The organism is Microbacterium sp. MMO-20 (assembly GCF_037147735.1).
Lineage (GTDB): Bacteria > Actinomycetota > Actinomycetes > Actinomycetales > Microbacteriaceae > Microbacterium.
Window position 1 is genome coordinate 57,610 of the sequence record NZ_JBBCUU010000001.1, and the last position, 16,957, is coordinate 74,566.

Below are 16,957 nucleotides of genomic sequence, written 5' to 3' on the forward strand. Positions count from 1 at the left end.
CGGCTAGGCTCAACTTTGAGATCATCCGCAATCATCTTGGACAAGGGAGAGAACAATGGCCACTCATGACCCGTTCCGCGACCTCGACCGCCTCGCGGCGGGGCTCCTCGACACGCGACGCGGACCGCGCCGAATGCCGATGGACCTGTACCGCGACGGAGACCACTACGTGCTGACCGCCGATCTGCCGGGCATCGACCCCGGCTCCGTCGACGTCGACGTCGACGGTCAGCTGCTCACCATCCGTGCCGAGCGCACTCTCAGCGAGGGCGAGGGCGTCAAGTGGATCACGCGGGAGCGTGAGGCCGCGAGCTTCCTCCGCCAGCTCAATCTCGGCCAGGGCATCGACACCGACGGCATCGCCGCGACCTACAACAACGGTGTGCTGACGGTCACGATCCCCGTGAGCGAGAAGGCCAAGCCGCGCAAGGTGCACGTCGTCTCCGACGCCGCGTCCACGGTGCAGGCGCGTGAGTCCACGTCGGAGCCGCAGCCGATCGACCAGTAAGAAGACGCAGCGAGAACGGGATGCCGGGTTCACACCCTCGGTATCCCGTTCTCGTCGTCTCCCACCGCGGAGCGCTCGGGGGTTCTAGGCTGAGCGGCATGTCATTCCAGGCGTACCTCGACAACATCGAGGAGAAGACCGGTCGCACCCCGCGGCAGTTCATCGACGAGGCGACGGCACGCGGGTACGGCGTCGACACGAAGGCGGGCGAGATCATCGCGTGGCTCGCCGAAGATTACGGCCTCGGGCGCGGGCACGCCATGGCGCTCGTGCACGTCATCACGAAAGGACCGAAGATCGACGCGAAGCACGTCGGCTCGGGCACGACCCACAGCGATGCGACGGACACGCTGTGGCTGGAGGGCAAGGCGTCGAACCCGGCATCCGCATGAGTCCGACCGCCGTCGAGGTGCGGGGACTGCGCGTACGGCGGGGCCGGACCGAGGTGTTCTCCGGGCTCGACGTCGCCATCCCGACGGGCTCGATCGCGGGCCTGCTAGGCCCGTCCGGGTGCGGCAAGACGACGCTTCTGCGCTCGATCGTCGGTGTGCAGCAGATCGCCGCGGGCACGGTGACCGTGCTGGGCGCTCCCGCCGGCAGTCGCGGTCTCCGTCGCCGGGTCGCCTATGACACGCAGGCCGCCTCGGTCTACTCGGATCTGACGGTGCGTCAGAACCTCCGCTACTTCGCACGTATTCTCGGGGCGCCGCGCGGCGACGTCGACCGAGTGATCGGCCAAGTCGGGCTGCAGGGGCAGGCCGATCGGCTCGTCGGTGCGCTCTCGGGCGGTCAGGAGAATCGCGTTTCGCTCGCCGTCGCGATGCTCGGTACGCCGGAGCTGATCGTCCTCGACGAGCCCACGGTGGGGCTGGACCCTGTCCTGCGCGCCGAGCTGTGGGACCTCTTCCGCGCGCTCGCCGACGCGGGCACGACGCTGCTCATCTCGAGCCACGTCATGGACGAGGCGCTGCGCTGCGACAGACTGCTCCTCCTTCGTGCGGGTCGTCTCATCGCCGACACGACGCCTGCGGGGCTGCTGGAGAGCACTGGTGCGTCCGATCCGGATGCCGCATTCCTCGCCCTGATCCGACGCGAGGATGCCGCGTGAACGGCGCGCGCACCCTCGCCACCGCAGGGCGGGTGCTGCGTCAGCTCGGACACGACCCGCGCTCGATCATCCTCATGCTCGTGGCACCGAGCCTGCTCGTCGGCCTCTTCGCCTGGCTGTTCAGCGATCAGGACGGCGTGTTCGACCGCGTCGGCGGCCCGATCCTCGCGCTCTTCCCGTTCGTCGTGATGTTCCTCATCACGTCGATCACGACCTTGCGCGAGCGTCGCAGCGGCACCCTCGAGCGGCTCATGACGACGCCGCTCGGCAAGGCGGACTTCATCGCCGGGTACGCGCTCGCCTTCGGACTCATGGCCGTTCTTCAGGCGGTCGTGACGGTCGCCTTCGCGGTGCTCGTCTGCGGCCTCGACGTCGACGGGCCGCTCTGGCAGCTCGGCCTCGTCGCCGTCGTCGACGCCCTGCTCGGCACGGCGCTCGGTCTCCTCGCGAGCGCATTCGCGCGCACCGAATTCCAAGCGGTGCAGTTCATGCCGTTGCTGGTCTTCCCGCAGATCATCCTCGGGGGTCTCTTCATGCCGCGTGATCAGATGCCCGACGTCCTCCACGCGATCAGCGACTGGCTCCCGCTCAGCCACGCGATCGATGCGGTGAACGCCGTCGCCACCGGCGCGGACGGGTGGGACCTGTGGCGGCCGCTTCTCATCGTCGCGGCTTTCGCCGTCGCCGCGCTCGTTCTCGCATCGCTCACGCTGCGTCGCCGCACAGCCTGAGGCCGGACGTCGGATCAGCAGCCGCGCAGCTTCGTCGCGAGCGACTGCAGCTGGCTGAGTTCGGCGTCGCTCAGCACCGACATCCGGTCGGCGATCGATCGGCCATGCGCGGAGGCGACGCGCCGGAACGCGGCGATCCCCTCGTCGGTCGCGCGCAGGATCGCGCCGCGGCCGTCCTGCGGGTCCGGGCACTTGGCGAGCAGGCCGCGGGCGACCATGCGATCCACGAGCCGCGAGACGCTCGGCTGGCTGATGAGCATGTTCGCCGTCACATCGCGCAGGCGAGCCGTCGCGGACTCGCCACGCGTGACGGTCAGCAGCACGTCGTACTCCGCCTGCGTGAGGTCGGTCTCGGAGAAGTCGGTGCTGATCTCGCGGAACACCTCGTGCTGCGCGCGAAACAGGCTCTCCCACGCGGCGACGGCGAGGCGGCGATCGGTCATGGCGTCCACTGTAGTGCGCGGCGCCGACAGGGCGTCCTAGGGTGGGGGGCATGACCCGATCCCGCCTGCGAGCGTCCCCTGCCGGCACCCTCGCGACGCCGCTCGCGAAGCTCGCCGCGGGGTTCGCGGCGACGCTGATCGTTGCGTTCATGGCCGCTCTGATCTCGCCGGTGACGGCGTTCGCGGCATCCGCGGATCGCGCCCTCACGGCCGTCTCCGGTGACGTCGACGACTTCACATTCGACTCGTTCGACGCCGACTACACCCTCACCCGCGCCGATGACGGCACGAGTCGGCTCGAGGTCGTCGAGACGATCGTCGCCGTCTTCCCCGAGAGCGACCAGAACCGCGGCATCCGCCGCCTCGTCCCCGACACGTACAATCACCAGCCGCTCCACCCGCGGCTGCAGTCGGTGACCGACGAGAACGGTGTGCCGCGCGAGAGCGAGACGGAGGATGTCGACGGAGCGCTCTCGATCGTCTCGCGCGCCGACTCGTACGTGCACGGACGCCAGACGTATGTGATCTCGTACACACTCGAGAACGTGACGTGGGACTTCCCCGACACCGGGCTGGAGTTCTACTGGGACGTCAACGGCGTCGATTGGGCCCAGCCGTTCGGCGCGGTCACGGCGCGCCTCCACCTGGACGCGGCCCTCGCGTCCGCCCTCACGGGCGAGATGGCGTGCTATCAAGGCGGCCAGGCGGCGTCGGATGCCTGCGCTTCGATCACCTCCCAGACAATCCCGGACGGAGGTGTCGTCATCACGGCATCGGCCGGGGCGCTGGCACCGCACCAGACGCTCACGATGTCGGTGGGGTTCGTGCCGGGGACCTTCGCGCTGTTCGACGACAACTACTTCGATTCGCCGTTCGGATGGATCCAGGGCGTCGGCGTGCTCGGTGTGGTCGGCGCGGGCGCGCTCGCGATCCGCGCGCGGAGGCGCCCGCTCGCCGATGATCCCGGGCGTCCGACGATCATCGCCGAATACGATCCGCCGTCGAACGTCGATGCCTTGGAGAGCGCTGTGCTTCTCGGCAAGCGCGACAAGGCGGTCGCGGCGGAGATCCTCGAGCAGGCCGTCTCCGGCTCGATCCGCATCGTCGAGGGCGATCGCACCTGGACGGGCAAGACGAAGCTCGTCGCGGAGCTGGTCGACCCGGCGCGCGCCGACGCCGACGGTCACGTTCTGCTGCAGGCGCTCTTCCCGAGCGGGATGCCGGGAGAGCGCTACGAGTTCGGAAAGCAGGATTCGCGACTCGCGTCGCGCGTGCAGAAGCTGCTCTCGATGGCCGACAGGGAGCTCGTGGCGCGCGGCTTGCGGAAGACGGTGCCCGCGGGGTCGCGGGCGTGGCCGATCGTCGTCGCCCTCATCGCGGGCGCCGTCGTGGTCTTCTCGGGAGTCCTCATGCTCTCTGCGGGTATCGGCGGATTCGTACCGGCGGCTCTCATCGCAGCGACGGCGGTCATCGTGGTCGTCGTGGTCGGTCTCGTCGCACGGAGGCCGCTCTCGGCCGCGGGCGCCGAAACGCGGGATCACCTTAGGGGGCTCGAGGAGTTCATCGCGTGGGCCGAGGCCGACCGGATCCGCATGCTCCAATCCCCGTCCGGCGCGGAGCGCGTGACGGTGGACGTGAACGACCCACGGCAGAAGCTCGCGCTCTACGAGAAGCTGCTGCCGTACGCGGTCGTGTTCGGGCAGGAGAAGGCGTGGTCGCGCGAGCTCGCCGTCCTCTACACGGCCGTCGGCGCGACCGGGCCGTATTGGTACTACGGCACCGGCGCATTCGACGCCGCATCGTTCTCGTCGGGCATCGCGGGGCTGTCGGCCGCGGCATCCAGCTCGTCGTCCACCTCCGGTGGATCGTCGGGCGGCGGCTCGGCCGGGGGTGGCGGTGGGGGAGGCGGAGGAGGCGGCGTCTGACGTCAGCCGCCCGAGCCGTCTCCTGGCTCGAGGATCGCGCGGAGCGTCGCGCGATCGATCGGGGAGGCCAGCCCGTCGACCGTCTCGGTGAGCGCGAAAGCGAGTCCGTGCTCGTCGAGGAACGCGATCGTCTTCTCGAGGCGCGGTGCGGCAGTGATGTGCTCGGCGCCGAACAGACGGGCGGTGACGAGGGGCGTGCGGTCGCGGATCGCGTGCCGAAGTTCGACCGTGGAGCGACCGGTGATGCGGTAGAGCGCCTGCAGCGCCGCGCTCGGCAGGTCGGGGGAGCCGTCGAGGGTCAGCGAGATCGCGAGGTCGGTCATGGCACCAGTCCATCACAGGGTGGCGCAGACAGAGTGAGGGCCGGTCGGAGAGGCATCCGACCGGCCCTTGTCCCTTGCACCAAGAGTGTCCTGCAATCACATGTCGGTAGCTGCCACAGCAAAACAACTACCGTGCAAGCACTCTATAACGGCCAGATAACGGTCCACAAGGGTTCGTCGTTATCTTTTCGTGATTCTTATCGCATCCATAGGTTCGTGTTCGCGACCGACACGTCGACTCCCGGCTGTCGCCGACCCGGCACCCGCGAAGCCAGGCTTTCTCCCCGGACGCACGAATGCCCCCGTCCTGGGATACGGGGGCATTCGGGCGTTGCGGGGCTGCTTACTTGAAGGCGTCCTTGACGTCTTCGCCCGCCTTCTTGACGTGGGCCTTCGCCTGGTCTGCCTTGCCCTCGGCTTCGAGCTTCTCGTTGTGGGTCGCCTTGCCGACGCCCTCCTTGACCTTGCCGCCGAGGTCTTCGGCCGCGTTCTTGATCTTGTCGTCGAGTCCCATCAGGTTCCCCTTTCTCTCGCCAGTGGATCGACGCTAACGTCGTCGCCGTCAGCCGAGCGAGGGGGTTGACGCGAAGCCTCGGCCGTTCTACAGCAGCTCCGGATCGACGAACCACTCGGGCAACGGGTCGGCCCACCTCACCCACTCGGCGGGACCCGCGGCGAGCTCGTCGAGAGTGACGAGGGCGGTATCGAGGATGCGCGCGACCGCTCCGGGCATCACGTCGATTCCGGTGAAAACGAGGTCCTGTCCCGTGAGGCTGCTCGCCATCGCGGTGTCGAGGGGGTCGATCCAGATCGCGGATCCCACCTGATCCCAGCGCGCGAGGGTATGCGCGCGCGAGGCGATCCGGCAGAAGCCCGCCGAACGGACGATGCGGCCTCCCCTTCCCTCATCGATGCTCTCGAGTGCGCTCACGAGCCGCGCCGGGTGGAAGGGGAGCAGGCGCTCGTAGCGCTCCGTCGTGACGCGAGGGTCGGTGAGATACGGATCGTGCTCGTCGTTGAGGGCCCGCACCCAGCCCGCGCGTTCGAGAACCTCCTCGACGCCCGTGGGAGTGCCGCCAGCGCGCAGCGCGCGGATGTCGTCGGCCGCGCCGCGGGAGAGCCGCGCTCGCGCCGTCGGTCCCAGATGCGCGACGAGGGACATGAGGACCGAGAGAGTCGCCGTGTCCACGCGCTCCCAGTTCACGATGCACACGTGCGCGGCCGCCTCCAACTGTGAGACCGCGCGTCGGGCGCGCGCGCCGACGTCGCCGCGATCGTCGCCGGGTGCAGCGCGGCGCACGAGGGGCGAGTCGTCGCGGAGGTCGTCCAGCAGATGGACGGCGTCGACGACGCAGATGATCTCGGCTGCGGGGCGTCGCAGGCACGGTTCCAGGTGCAGCGCGTCGATGGCGGCATCCACATCGAGGACGATGCGCTCGCTGTCCGCACGCGAGCGTGCGAGCGGCACGACGATAGTCGGGGAATCGGAGACATGAGCGACCGGACGGCCGGTAGCGGCACCGAGGGCCTGCGCATAGCGCCGCCGCTCCGAGCTGCAGATTCCGACGACGACCAGAGGGGAGGCGGGCACGACGATCCTGCTTTCGTTTGACGGGACTCGTCATCCACCTTAGCTTGGTATTGAGAATAGTTCTCAATAAGGAGCCGCCATGAAAGTCCGTGCCTCGCTGAAGTCGCTCAAGGAGCAGCCCGGCGCTCAGGTCGTCCGCCGTCGCGGGCGGGTGTTCGTCATCAACAAGCAGAACCCCCGCTTCAAGGGTCGCCAAGGGTGACATGACGAAGGGCCCGAGGTGTCGACCTCGGGCCCTTCGTCATGTGCTCCCCATCGGGAAACGCCGGTCAGTACCAGCCGTTGGACTCCGAATGGTCCCACGCGCCGCACGGCGTGCCGTACCGACCCGCGATGTAGCCGAGGCCCCACGCGATCTGCGTCGCCGGGTTGGTCTGCCAGTCGGCGCCGGCGGACGCCATCTTGCTGCCCGGCAGGGCCTGCGGGATGCCATAAGCGCCGCTCGAGTTGGCCGCGTTCACGCGCCAGCCCGATTCGCGGTTCCAGAGCGACAGGAGGCAGGCGAACTGGTCGTCGCCCCATCCGTAGTTCGCGGCGGCCATCGAGCGGCCGATGCCCTGGGCGGAGGCGGGGTCGACGTTGACGTCGACGGACGGGACGGAGGAGCCCCCGGACGATGAGTTCGACTCCGCAGCCGCCTGCGCGGCGGCGGCTTCGGCGGCGGCCTGGGCGGCGGCGGCTTCGGCAGCAGCCTGAGCGGCCGCGGCGGCTTCGGCGGCGGCCTTCGCCGCTGCTTCCTCTTCCGCCTTCTTCGCGACGGCCGCGTCGAGACGGCCGCGCAGCATCGCAGCCTGCTCACGGACGGACTGCGTCGCCGTCGCGGCCTCGGCCGTGAGCGACGGGATGAGGAGCGCCGGTGTCACGTCGAGGTCTTCGAGCTTCTCGATCACCGTGCCCAGGGGTGCCGTGTTCACGACGGTCGACGTCGTGCCGACATCGAGGCCCGACGTGCGGATGTCGACCGTCACCTGACGCGCCTCGTCGATCGCGGCGCGCGCATCGAGCAGCGCCGACTGTCCCTGGGAGGTGATCTGTGCGAGGGGCGCAGAAACGGCTTCCGAACGTGCGGTCGCGGTGGACTCCGACGCGGATGCCGCGTGCGGGAGGGCCGCTCCGGTCGTGGCGATCATGCCGACGACGAGACCCGCGCAGACGAGAACGGGCGTGGCGGAGCGGAGAGAGAAACGGGGCATAGGGGTACTTCCGGTGAACCTGAACCGCACGATGTCGAAGCATCGGCCGCGGTCTGCGTCCTCGGGTGGGCGCGAAGGTCACAGGTTGGCAACGTTTTCTGGACAGAACCGGCACGCTTCCTGAGTGAAAGCTGGGAGCCACGACACGACAAGAGGCCGATGGCGGGCCGGATTTGGCACGGCTCGAGGCCCCTACCGGCCCGTCAGCGCGCGGTATAGAGTCGCGATCACAGGCCAGGAATCCGGCGCGGCATACGCTGTTTCACACGCTAATTCGGGGAGCGAAAGATCATGGCATCCAATTCGGCAGCAGAGATCATCGACGCGGTCGGAGGACCGGGGAATGTCGCCAGCCTCACGCACTGCGCGACGCGCCTGCGCTTCCAGCTGCACGACGGCACGAAGGCGAGCAAGGATGCCGCGGAGAAGATCCCCGGCGTCATGGGGGCTGTCCCGCAGGCCGGCGACCGCTTCCAGGTCGTGATCGGCGGTGGCGTGCAGAACGTCTACAACGACATCATGGCGCTGCCGGTGATGGCGAGTGTCGGCGCAGGCGCGACGGGTGCCGGCGAGAGCGACGCCGACATCAAAGCGCGCGAGCGGGCGAAGGGTCCGCGCGGCACGAACGCGTGGCTCGACAGCCTGTTCGAGTTCTTGTCCGACTCGTTCCGGCCCATCCTCGGGGCCCTCCTCGGGGCATCCCTGTTCATCACATTCATGGCACTCATGGCGACCCTCGGTGTTATTCCCGCGTGGAACTCGCCGGGCGTCACCCTCGAACCGTCGTGGGCATTCGTCAACCTCATGTGGCAGTGCGTGTTCGTCTTCCTGCCGCTCATGGTCGCCTACAACGCATCGGCGAAGATCGGCGCCGACCCGTGGGTGGGCTTCGCGATCATGGCGGTGCTGATGCTGCCCGGCTTCTCGGGCCTCGCTGCGGGCGTCGACAAGACCCCGCTGTTCGGATTCGAACAGGCGCAGGTCGCGATCGTGCAGATCTGGGGCCTGCCGATGCCGATCGCGGACTACTCGTCCCAGGTGTTCCCGCCGCTGCTCATGGCGGCCGTGCTCGGTCCGCTGTACAAGCTGCTGCGGCGCATCATCCCGGAGAACCTGCAGTTGATCTTCGTGCCGTTCCTCGCGATGCTCATCATGATCCCGCTGACCGCGTTCCTCATCGGGCCGATCGGTGTCTACGTCGGTGCGGGCCTTGCCAGTGCGCTCGCCGCGATCAACTCGTTCTCGCCGTTCATCTTCGCGATCGTCATTCCCCTCGCGTACCCGTTCATGGTCCCGCTCGGCCTGCATTGGCCGATCAATGCGATCATGCTGCTGAACATCCAGACGCTCGGCTACGACTTCATCCAGGGCCCCATGGGCGCGTGGAACTTCGCGTGCTTCGGCGCGACGGCCGGAGTCCTCTTCCTCGCCTGGCGGGAGAAAGACAAGGACATGCGCCAGACCGCGACGGGTGCTCTCGCGGCGGGTCTCCTGGGCGGTATCTCGGAACCCTCGCTCTACGGAATCCATCTGCGCTTCAAGCGCATCTATCCGCGCATGCTCGTCGGATGCCTCACGGGTGGCCTCATCATCGGCATCGGCTCGCTCGTCCTGGGCCTGAAGAACGGCATCACGACGCAGGCGTTCGTCTTCACCTCGCTTCTCACGATCCCCGCGTTCGATCCGATCGGGCTCTACCTGATCGCCGTGCTCGGCGCGTTCGCGGTCGCGATGATCCTCGTCATCATCTCGGGCTACAAGACGCCCGATCAGGCCGGTGCCGCCGCGGTCGCTGTGGCGACCGCCGGTTCGGGCACGGCCGCGCGCGACGCCGATGAAGCGGCATCCGTGTCGAACGTCGCCGGCGGCGCTGAGCTGCTCGCGGGCGCTGCGACAGGAGCGGCCGGAGTCGCGACCGCCGTCGCGACGAAGGCCGACGGCGAAACTGCGGAGGTCGGAGCGCTGCTGCAGCTGGCGGCGCCGATCGACGGGACCGCCGTCGCCCTCGACCAGGTGCCCGATCCCGTCTTCGCGGGAGGCGTGATGGGCCCGGGGGTCGCGATCGAGCCGTCCGGCGATACGGTCTACGCGCCGGGTGCCGGCGTCGTCGCCGCAGCGCAGCCGACCGGGCATGCGTTCGGCCTGCAACTCGACAACGGCATCGAGGTCCTCATCCACGTCGGCATCGACACGGTGAACCTCAAGGGCGAAGGCTTCGACGTCAAGGTCAAGAACGGCGATCGCATCGAGGAGGGGACGCCCCTCGTCACCTTCGACCGATCGGTGATCGAGAAGGCCGGCTACCCGCTCGTGACACCGGTGATCGTGCTGAACGCGGATGCCTTCGACACCGTCGACCCCGTGAAGCTCGGCCCCGTCTCCCACGGCGATCCGCTCCTCGACGTCCAGAAGAAGGCCTGATCGGCCCCATCCGAGGAGCGCGTCGGCCGCGCGCGTGCGCCGCAACTGCAAGGGACCGTGCGCGACTCGCCGTGGGACGGGGCGTGCGGGCGGCGTGTCGGGGGCGCGGCCTTGCAGTTGGGGTTGGGCGCGCGCCGCTGCGGTCAGGCCCGGCGCGCGCGTAGCGCCGAGACGGCGTCCCAGACCGCGTCGGCGACGGCGCGCTTGGGGCCGGAGGCTTCGGCGAGGACCTCACCGGCGGCATCCATGATCAGCACGTCGTTGTCAGGGCGCTCGAACCCGCGCTCCCCGTCGACGCGGTTGACGACGAGGAGGTCGGCGCCCTTGCGAGCGGCTTTGCGGCGCCCGCGCTCGAGCAGCTCCGCACCGGAGTCGGCGGTCTCGGCGGCGAAGCCGACGATGACCTGGCCGGGGTGGCGTCCGGCGACGAGCCCCGCGAGGATGTCGGGGTTCTCGACGAGGTCGAGTTGCGGCGCTCCGTCCTCCTTGCGCAGCTTCGCCGGTGCGACGGCGGCCACGCGGTAGTCGGCGACCGCGGCGACCATGACGGCGATGTCGGCGGATGCCGCGGCATCCGCCATCGCGACCTGGAGCTCGGCGGCCGTCGAGACGCGCTCCACCACGATTCGTGGATGCCGCAGAGCGGCGTCGAGCACGCCGTCGTCGACGTGTGCGGCGACCAGCGTCACCCGCGCCCCGCGGTCGGCGGCGGCGAGGGCGAGCGCCGCGCCCTGCCGCCCGCTCGACCGGTTGCCGAGGTAGCGCACGGGGTCGATCGGCTCGCGCGTGCCGCCCGTCGACACCGCGACCGCCAGTCCCACGAAATCCGTGAGTCCGGCGCGGTCTCCGGATTCCGCGGCATCCGCCGCCTTCAGGGCTGCTGCGAGGATGTCGTCGGGCTCCGTCATGCGTCCCGGTCCGGTATCGCCGCCCGTCAGCGGCCCATCGGCCGGGCCGACGACGTGCACCCCGCGTTCTCGCAGCGTGCGGATGTTCGCCTGCGTCGCCGCGTGCTCCCACATCGCGGTGTGCATCGCGGGCGCGACGACGACGGGCGCGGTCGTCGCGAGCAGCGTCACGCCGAGGAGATCGTCGGCGATGCCGGCGGCCATCTTCGCAAGCGTGTTGGCCGTCGCCGGGGCGACGATGACGAGGTCGGCGGACGTGCCGAGCGCGACGTGCCGCACCTCCGCGACATCGTCATGCACGCTCGTCGTGACAGGATGGCGCGAGACGGCCTCCCACGTCGTCGCGCCGACGAAGTGCAGCGCGTTCGCGGTGGGAACAACATGCACCTCGTGACCGTTCGTCACGAGTGCGCGCACGAGGTGCACCGTCTTGTACGCGGCGATGCCGCCCGTCACGCCCACGACAACGAACATGGTCCGATCCTGCCACGCGGGGTCGGCGGAGAGGTCACGAGCTCTGTGTGCACCGTCATCGTCCACGTCCCGCCGCCGGCTGCGCTCGGTGAGACCGCGGCTCCCGTGCGCCTTCTCGCGGTGCGCGACGAGGACCCGGCGCGTGCATGGGATCCGCTCGGCGCGTGGTGGCCCGACCAGCCGGGCGTGATCGGGGTGCGCGATCGACGCGCCGGGGGCGCATGGCTCGCGGCCGATCCGGCCGCGGGAACGCTCGCGGTGATCCTCAATCGGGCGTATGTGGCGGTCGACGGCGACGCGCCGCTCGCCTCGCGCGGGCGGATCGTGCTGGACGCCGTCGCGGGCCGTCCGCCGATCACGGCCCCGCCTACGCACGGGTTCAACCTCGTCGAGGTGACCGCGGGAGGCGCCGCCGTCACGATGTGGGACGGGTCTTCGCTCCGTCGCGTGGACCTCGAGCCCGGCATCCACATGATCGCGCACGACGACGTCGACGACCCGGGGACGGCGCGTATCGCGGCGTGGCGAGGTGCCTTCGACGCGCCCGCCGCTGACGACGAGAACTGGCGTGAGCGGTGGCTCGACACCCTCGAGCGCACGAGCGTGCTCGCGCCCGTCGACGACCGCGCCATCGTGCGCGACAACCGTCCGTACGGCTACCCGACGCTGTCGCTGCTCGTGTGCACGGCATCCGTGGACGCGTCGGGAGTCGATGTGCGGTACGGCGAGTTCGCCGAGCCCGGTGCGTGGAACCGGCCCGTCCTGCGCTGATCAGGCGCCCCGGCGGATCGCCGTGACGATCGGCGTCGTCGCCTGCACCGACAGCCAGACGATGAGGATGCCTGCTGCGAACGTCCCCGCGATGATGACGAGCGACACGGGCGCGAACAGCACCGCAGCGCCGACGAACGGGAACGCGAGCACCCCGCCCACCGCAGCCCCGCCGAGCGCCGCCCACCGCAGGGGAACCATGACCGTGAGCGACCTCGCCTTCTGGAGCTGATCGGCGGGCATGCCGATCCGGTCGAGCCCGATGATGAGTTCGCGGTCCTCCAGGACGGATGCCGCCTGCGTGACGCCGACCGAGCACGCCAGCAGCACGAAGCCGGCGCCCAGAGTGACGAGGACGCCCGTGCGCATGTCGGCGAAGAGGATCGCGTCGGACGCGGCTGCGCCCCGCGAACCGGCGTCGGTGCCGAGGATCGTCGCGAGGCTCGCGCCCGCACCGCCGACGACGGCGATGAAGGCGATCATCGCGATGCCCGATACGCGTCGCCATGCGACGGCGGCGTAGCCGGCGAGCTCGCGACCGGCGATCAGGCGCGACGCGGAGGCCGCCGATCGCGCCATCGCCCGGCCGCGTGCGGCGACGAGCGGCGCACCCATCGCGTTGACGAGCAGGAGGGCGGCCGCGAACAGCCCGAAGAGGACGGCGATGATCGCGATCGGACCGAAGGCGCGGCCGAGAGCTTCGCCGATCATGCCGAACTGGCTCGCCGCGAAGCCGATGACGGCGACGAGCGCGGCGCATCCCACGAGCACGGCGGTCCGACGCGGCGGTGCGTCGCTGCGTCGCCGCACGCCGAGCGGCGTCAACCGCACGCGCCGCAGACTGACAGCGGCGCTCGCTGTGGCGAGGAGGATGACGGCGCCGACGGCGGATGCCGCGATCGCAGGGCCCGTCCAGAGCGCCCCCGCCCCGACCGGGCCACCGAAGAACGGCAGCAACCCGACGACGGGCAGCAGCGCGACGTACAGAACGACACCGCCGATCGCGCCGGCGGCGGCCGTCGCCGCCGCTTCGACCACGGTCATCGCGCCGACCTCGCCACTCGTCGCGCCCAGCAGCCGGAGCGTTGCGAGTCGGTCGTTGCGTCGGCGAGCAGACAGTCGTGCGGCGGCAGCGCCGAGCGTCGCGATCGGCACGGCGAGGAGCACCAGGGCGAAGATGCTCAGTGGGGCATATGTTTCGGCGTTCGCCGCGGCCCGCGGGTCGGTGAGGAACATGTGCACTCCGCCGGAGACGACGAGCAGGAGCGCCGTCGTCACCGCGAAGGCGACGACGGGCAGCATCAGCGCGCCGCGCCCCTGCCGCGCAGGGCGGGCGAGCAGGCGCGTGAGCGTCAGGACGCGCGCAACTCTGCCGGACGTCGCGTGCGGCGGCGCGGGCGCAGCGAAGGCGGCCGCGGTCATCGGCTCGCCACCTCGACGCTCAGGTGCCCGTCGCGCATCCGCAGCACGCGGCTGCACCGCGCCGCGACAGACGGGTCGTGCGTGACGACGACGAGGCTCCGTCCCTGCCCGGTTGTGGCATCCAGGAGCGCCGTCATGACGTCAGCCGACGTGTGCGAGTCGAGCGCACCGGTCGGCTCGTCAGCGAAGACGAGCGGCGCGCCGGTGACCTGCGCGCGGGCGATCGCGACGCGCTGCGCCTGACCGCCGGAGAGCTGCCCGATCCGGCGCTCCTCCATCCCGGCGAGGCCGAGGGCCCGCAGCCACGCAGCGGCATGCGCCTCGGCATCCCGCCGCGGCACGCCCTGCACGAGGAGCGGCAGAGCGGTGTTCTCGACCGCCGTGAGCTCGGGCAATAGCAGATGCTCCTGGAAGACGAATCCGAGCAGCGACCGGCGCGCGGCGGACCGCTCGTTCTCGCTCATGCCGACGAGCTCGACCGTCGGAGCGCCGGGCGCGGCGATGCGCACCGAGCCCGCATCGGGCGGGATGATCGCCGCGAGGCAGTGCAGCAGCGTCGTCTTCCCCGAGCCGGAGGCCCCCATGATCGCGACCGCCTCGCCCGGCGCGATCTCGAGGTCGACACCGCCGAGCGCGACGAGGTCGCCGTAGCGTTTGACGAGGCCATGGGCGGACAGCACGGGAGAGTTCATGAGTCCAGTCTTCGGCTCACGAGGCTCCGTGTCGTCGGCCTGTGGATGTACCGCCATCCCTCTTGCGGCGGACATCGGGGCGTCGGAGGTCGCTGCTACCCTCGCGATCGTGGACGACGGTGAACCGGACGTGGTGTTCTTCGAGGATGCCGCGGCGTTCCGAGCCTGGCTCGAGCGCCATCACGACACCGCAGCGGAGCTCTGGATGGAGTTGCGCAGGGTGGGCCACTCCGAGCGCGGATTGACCTGGGAGGACGCCGTCCCCGAAGCACTGTGCTTCGGCTGGATCGACTCGACGAGCCGGCGGATCGACGACACCTCGCGTCGCCAGCGCTGGACACCCCGGAAGCCGCGCTCGGTGTGGAGCGCCGTCAACATCGCGCATGTCGAGCGACTGATCGCGGAAGGGCGAATGCACCCGGCCGGCCTCGCCGCCTACGAACGGCGCGACAAGACCGTCGCCGGCTATTCGTCCGAGACGCGGCGCGAGCTCGATGCCGCTCAGCTCGCTGTTCTCGCCGCGAATCAGGCGGCACAGGCGTTCTGGGAGGCGGCGACACCGTCGTACCGGCGCGTCGCCGGGGATTGGGTGCAGTCCGCCAAACGCGAGAAGACCCGGGCGGATCGACTCTCCGCACTGGTCGCGCACTGCGCCGCGGGTGAGCTGATCCCGCCGCAGCGCTACGGTGCGGCGCCCGCGTGGCTCGCTCGCGCCGCCGAAGCCGCGGCGGAAGCGTCGCCTGCGCTTCCTTCGTGATCCCCCGCGCCCGGATCGGGGGGATCACGTCGGACGACTCCGACCGAAGCCTCCGGTCTGCGCCGCGACCCGAGCCGAGTCAGGATCGGCGGCGACGAAGCAGCAGGATGCCGTCCTCCAGCTGCGTCGGAGCGCCATCGGGTCCGGTGGCCGTTCGCGTGCGGGTCTCCACGAGCTCCACCTCCCACATCTCGGGCTCGAGGGCGAGCGCGGCGAGCTCCTCGTCCGGCCGCCGCAGGCCGTGAGCGTGTCCGTCGCCGTCGTGCGCCCGGAGCGTCCATGGCGGCGGAGCCGCGTGCGAGATGACGAGCAGACGCCCGCCCGGCGCGACGCGCTCGGCAGCCTGCCGCAGCAGCGTGAGCCGCGGGAAGTCGGGCTCCCATGAATGCAGAAAGCTCGACGTGACGAGGTCGTACTCTTCGCTCGTCGGAAGATCCGCGCCGTCGCTCACGAGGACCGCCAAGCGGTCGCCGACCCCGCGCTCGCGCGCGGCATCCTGCGCGCGACGCAGCGCTGTCGGTGAGACATCGACGCCCGTGACGCGCCAGCCGCGCTCGGCGAGCCAGACCGCATCCCCGCCCTCGCCGCAGCCCACGTCGAGGGCCGTTCCGGGGGCGAGATCCGCGGCGATGGCGGCCAGGCTCGCGTTGACCCGACCCGACCAGGTGCGCGGGGTGTCGGCGTAGCGCTGCTCCCACGCCGCTGCGCGCTCGCGGGCGCGCTCGGTGACGGCGGCGGCCGCGTCCTCCGCGACGAGGCCGGCGTTGGCGGAACCTCCCGCCATCGCACCGGTGCCCATCGCGACCGGGACGGTGCCGTACGGCGCGACGACGTTCCCCGCTGCCCACACCCGCGGATGGCTGGTCGCGCCGCGCGCGTCGACGGCGATCGGCATGCCCGGCTCCTCCGTTCGCACCAAGCCGAGGCTGTCGGCGAAAGCGAGGTCGAGGATCGGCTCGGGCGCTGTGAACAGTGCGTCGACCGGGTGGACGCCATCCGCTGTCACGATCGCGCTGCTGCCGTCGGGCGCGCTGACGAGGCTCTCGACGGGCGCGGAGACGATTCGGATGCCGCGGGCGGTCAACCGTACGCGGACATCTTCATCGAGCGGCTCGATCGCGGCTGTGAACGCCGTCACGTCCTCACTCCACTGCCGGACGAGTTCGATCTGATGGATGCTGTGGGCGGAGGTTGCGAGCACCCCCAGCCGCAGGTCCGCGACCTCGAAGCCATGGCAGTAGGGGCAATGCAGCACGTCCTTCCCCCATCGCTCGGCGAGGCCGCGCACCGCGGGCAGTCGATCGCGGACGCCGACGGCGATGATGAGTGCACGTGCACCTTCCACCGCGCCGTCGTCGCGGACGATCCGCAGACTGCCGGACTCGTCGTGGATCCGGTCGACCCGACCCGCCTCGACGACGACGCCGTAGCGATCCAGCTCCGCACGACCGCGCGCGAGAAGCTCCGCCGGGGCGACACCGTCATGCCCGAGAACACCGTGCATGTGCGCGGCGAAACGATTGCGGGGTTCGCCCGCATCGATCACGAGAGTGCGCCGGCGCGCCCTCCCGAGCATCTGCGCGGCGCTGAGCCCCGCGGCACCGCCGCCGATGACGACCGCATCCCACTCTCGTATCTGCATGCTGCCACCTTGCCGACGGCTTCGCAGATCCGCAAACTATCTTGCGAA

At 70.3% G+C, this 16,957-nt stretch carries 18 protein-coding genes; 9 read left to right on the forward strand and 9 right to left on the reverse strand.

Going from position 1 to position 16,957, the window contains the following annotated elements; genetic code table 11:
- Window positions 1-55: 55 nt before the first annotated feature.
- The 4 genes from WFI52_RS00340 to WFI52_RS00355 all read left to right on the forward strand — a co-directional run bounded on the left by WFI52_RS00340 (window position 56) and on the right by WFI52_RS00355 (window position 2,347).
- Entirely contained in the window at window positions 56-508 is a 453-nt protein-coding gene (locus tag WFI52_RS00340; RefSeq protein WP_336625557.1) for an Hsp20/alpha crystallin family protein, read from the forward strand.
- Between the two features lie 98 nt (window positions 509-606).
- Entirely contained in the window at window positions 607-900 is a 294-nt protein-coding gene (locus tag WFI52_RS00345; protein WP_336625556.1) for a DUF4287 domain-containing protein, read from the forward strand.
- Complete coding sequence (locus tag WFI52_RS00350; RefSeq protein WP_336625555.1) at window positions 897-1,616, forward strand: ABC transporter ATP-binding protein; 720 nt, start codon at window positions 897-899, stop codon at window positions 1,614-1,616. The genes WFI52_RS00345 and WFI52_RS00350 overlap by 4 nt, the downstream gene beginning before the upstream one ends.
- Window positions 1,613-2,347, forward strand: a complete 735-nt coding sequence (locus WFI52_RS00355) for an ABC transporter permease (RefSeq protein ID WP_336625554.1) — start codon at window positions 1,613-1,615, stop codon at window positions 2,345-2,347. Before WFI52_RS00350 ends, WFI52_RS00355 begins: the two co-directional genes overlap by 4 nt.
- A gap of 14 nt (window positions 2,348-2,361) precedes the next feature.
- On the opposite strand, the gene WFI52_RS00360 is transcribed toward WFI52_RS00355, so the two are convergent.
- The gene (locus WFI52_RS00360; RefSeq protein WP_336625553.1) at window positions 2,362-2,790 is read right to left on the reverse strand and encodes a MarR family winged helix-turn-helix transcriptional regulator; all 429 of its coding nucleotides are present in this window, start codon (window positions 2,788-2,790) and stop codon (window positions 2,362-2,364) included.
- Between the two features lie 50 nt (window positions 2,791-2,840).
- Between WFI52_RS00360 and WFI52_RS00365 the strand changes: the two genes are divergently transcribed.
- Window positions 2,841-4,715, forward strand: a complete 1,875-nt coding sequence (locus tag WFI52_RS00365) for a DUF2207 domain-containing protein (RefSeq protein ID WP_336625552.1) — start codon at window positions 2,841-2,843, stop codon at window positions 4,713-4,715.
- 2 nt (window positions 4,716-4,717) lie between these two features.
- Here the strand turns inward: WFI52_RS00365 and WFI52_RS00370 are convergent, their stop codons facing one another.
- From WFI52_RS00370 to WFI52_RS00380, 3 genes are all read right to left on the reverse strand, one after another.
- The gene (locus WFI52_RS00370) at window positions 4,718-5,038 is read right to left on the reverse strand and encodes a hypothetical protein (RefSeq protein WP_336625551.1); all 321 of its coding nucleotides are present in this window, start codon (window positions 5,036-5,038) and stop codon (window positions 4,718-4,720) included.
- A gap of 343 nt (window positions 5,039-5,381) precedes the next feature.
- Window positions 5,382-5,552 carry a CsbD family protein gene (locus tag WFI52_RS00375; RefSeq protein ID WP_336625550.1) on the reverse strand — a complete coding sequence of 57 codons (171 nt, stop codon included), beginning with the start codon at window positions 5,550-5,552 and terminating at the stop codon, window positions 5,382-5,384.
- Window positions 5,553-5,639: 87 nt separating this feature from the next.
- Window positions 5,640-6,629 carry a GTP-binding protein gene (locus tag WFI52_RS00380; RefSeq protein WP_336625549.1) on the reverse strand — a complete coding sequence of 330 codons (990 nt, stop codon included), beginning with the start codon at window positions 6,627-6,629 and terminating at the stop codon, window positions 5,640-5,642.
- Window positions 6,630-6,708: 79 nt separating this feature from the next.
- On the opposite strand from WFI52_RS00380, the gene ykgO reads away from it, so the two are divergent.
- Window positions 6,709-6,831 carry a type B 50S ribosomal protein L36 gene (gene ykgO / locus WFI52_RS00385; protein ID WP_336625548.1) on the forward strand — a complete coding sequence of 41 codons (123 nt, stop codon included), beginning with the start codon at window positions 6,709-6,711 and terminating at the stop codon, window positions 6,829-6,831.
- A gap of 67 nt (window positions 6,832-6,898) precedes the next feature.
- On the opposite strand, the gene WFI52_RS00390 is transcribed toward ykgO, so the two are convergent.
- Window positions 6,899-7,822 carry a lytic transglycosylase domain-containing protein gene (locus WFI52_RS00390; protein ID WP_336625547.1) on the reverse strand — a complete coding sequence of 308 codons (924 nt, stop codon included), beginning with the start codon at window positions 7,820-7,822 and terminating at the stop codon, window positions 6,899-6,901.
- Window positions 7,823-8,113: 291 nt separating this feature from the next.
- Between WFI52_RS00390 and WFI52_RS00395 the strand changes: the two genes are divergently transcribed.
- On the forward strand, window positions 8,114-10,243 hold the full coding sequence (locus WFI52_RS00395) for a glucose PTS transporter subunit IIA (protein ID WP_336625546.1): 2,130 nt from the start codon (window positions 8,114-8,116) through the stop codon (window positions 10,241-10,243).
- 143 nt (window positions 10,244-10,386) lie between these two features.
- Here WFI52_RS00395 and coaBC read toward each other — a convergent pair whose 3' ends face one another.
- Entirely contained in the window at window positions 10,387-11,625 is a 1,239-nt protein-coding gene (coaBC, locus tag WFI52_RS00400; RefSeq protein ID WP_336625545.1) for a bifunctional phosphopantothenoylcysteine decarboxylase/phosphopantothenate--cysteine ligase CoaBC, read from the reverse strand.
- Between the two features lie 45 nt (window positions 11,626-11,670).
- Between coaBC and WFI52_RS00405 the strand changes: the two genes are divergently transcribed.
- The gene (locus WFI52_RS00405; RefSeq protein WP_336625544.1) at window positions 11,671-12,396 is read left to right on the forward strand and encodes an NRDE family protein; all 726 of its coding nucleotides are present in this window, start codon (window positions 11,671-11,673) and stop codon (window positions 12,394-12,396) included.
- Here the strand turns inward: WFI52_RS00405 and WFI52_RS00410 are convergent, their stop codons facing one another.
- Both WFI52_RS00410 and WFI52_RS00415 read right to left on the reverse strand, forming a co-directional pair.
- A complete protein-coding gene (locus WFI52_RS00410; RefSeq protein WP_336625543.1) occupies window positions 12,397-13,818 on the reverse strand; it encodes an FtsX-like permease family protein in 1,422 nt (473 codons plus the stop codon). It abuts the gene before it with no gap.
- Window positions 13,815-14,510, reverse strand: coding sequence for an ABC transporter ATP-binding protein (locus tag WFI52_RS00415; protein ID WP_336625542.1), 696 nt, complete (start codon window positions 14,508-14,510; stop codon window positions 13,815-13,817). The genes WFI52_RS00410 and WFI52_RS00415 overlap by 4 nt, the downstream gene beginning before the upstream one ends.
- Before the next feature lie 109 nt (window positions 14,511-14,619).
- Between WFI52_RS00415 and WFI52_RS00420 the strand changes: the two genes are divergently transcribed.
- Window positions 14,620-15,267: a YdeI/OmpD-associated family protein gene (locus tag WFI52_RS00420; protein WP_336625541.1), complete on the forward strand. Its 648-nt coding sequence runs from the start codon at window positions 14,620-14,622 to the stop codon at window positions 15,265-15,267.
- Window positions 15,268-15,346: 79 nt separating this feature from the next.
- Here the strand turns inward: WFI52_RS00420 and WFI52_RS00425 are convergent, their stop codons facing one another.
- Complete coding sequence (locus WFI52_RS00425; RefSeq protein ID WP_336625540.1) at window positions 15,347-16,909, reverse strand: methyltransferase domain-containing protein; 1,563 nt, start codon at window positions 16,907-16,909, stop codon at window positions 15,347-15,349.
- Window positions 16,910-16,957: the final 48 nt, after the last annotated feature.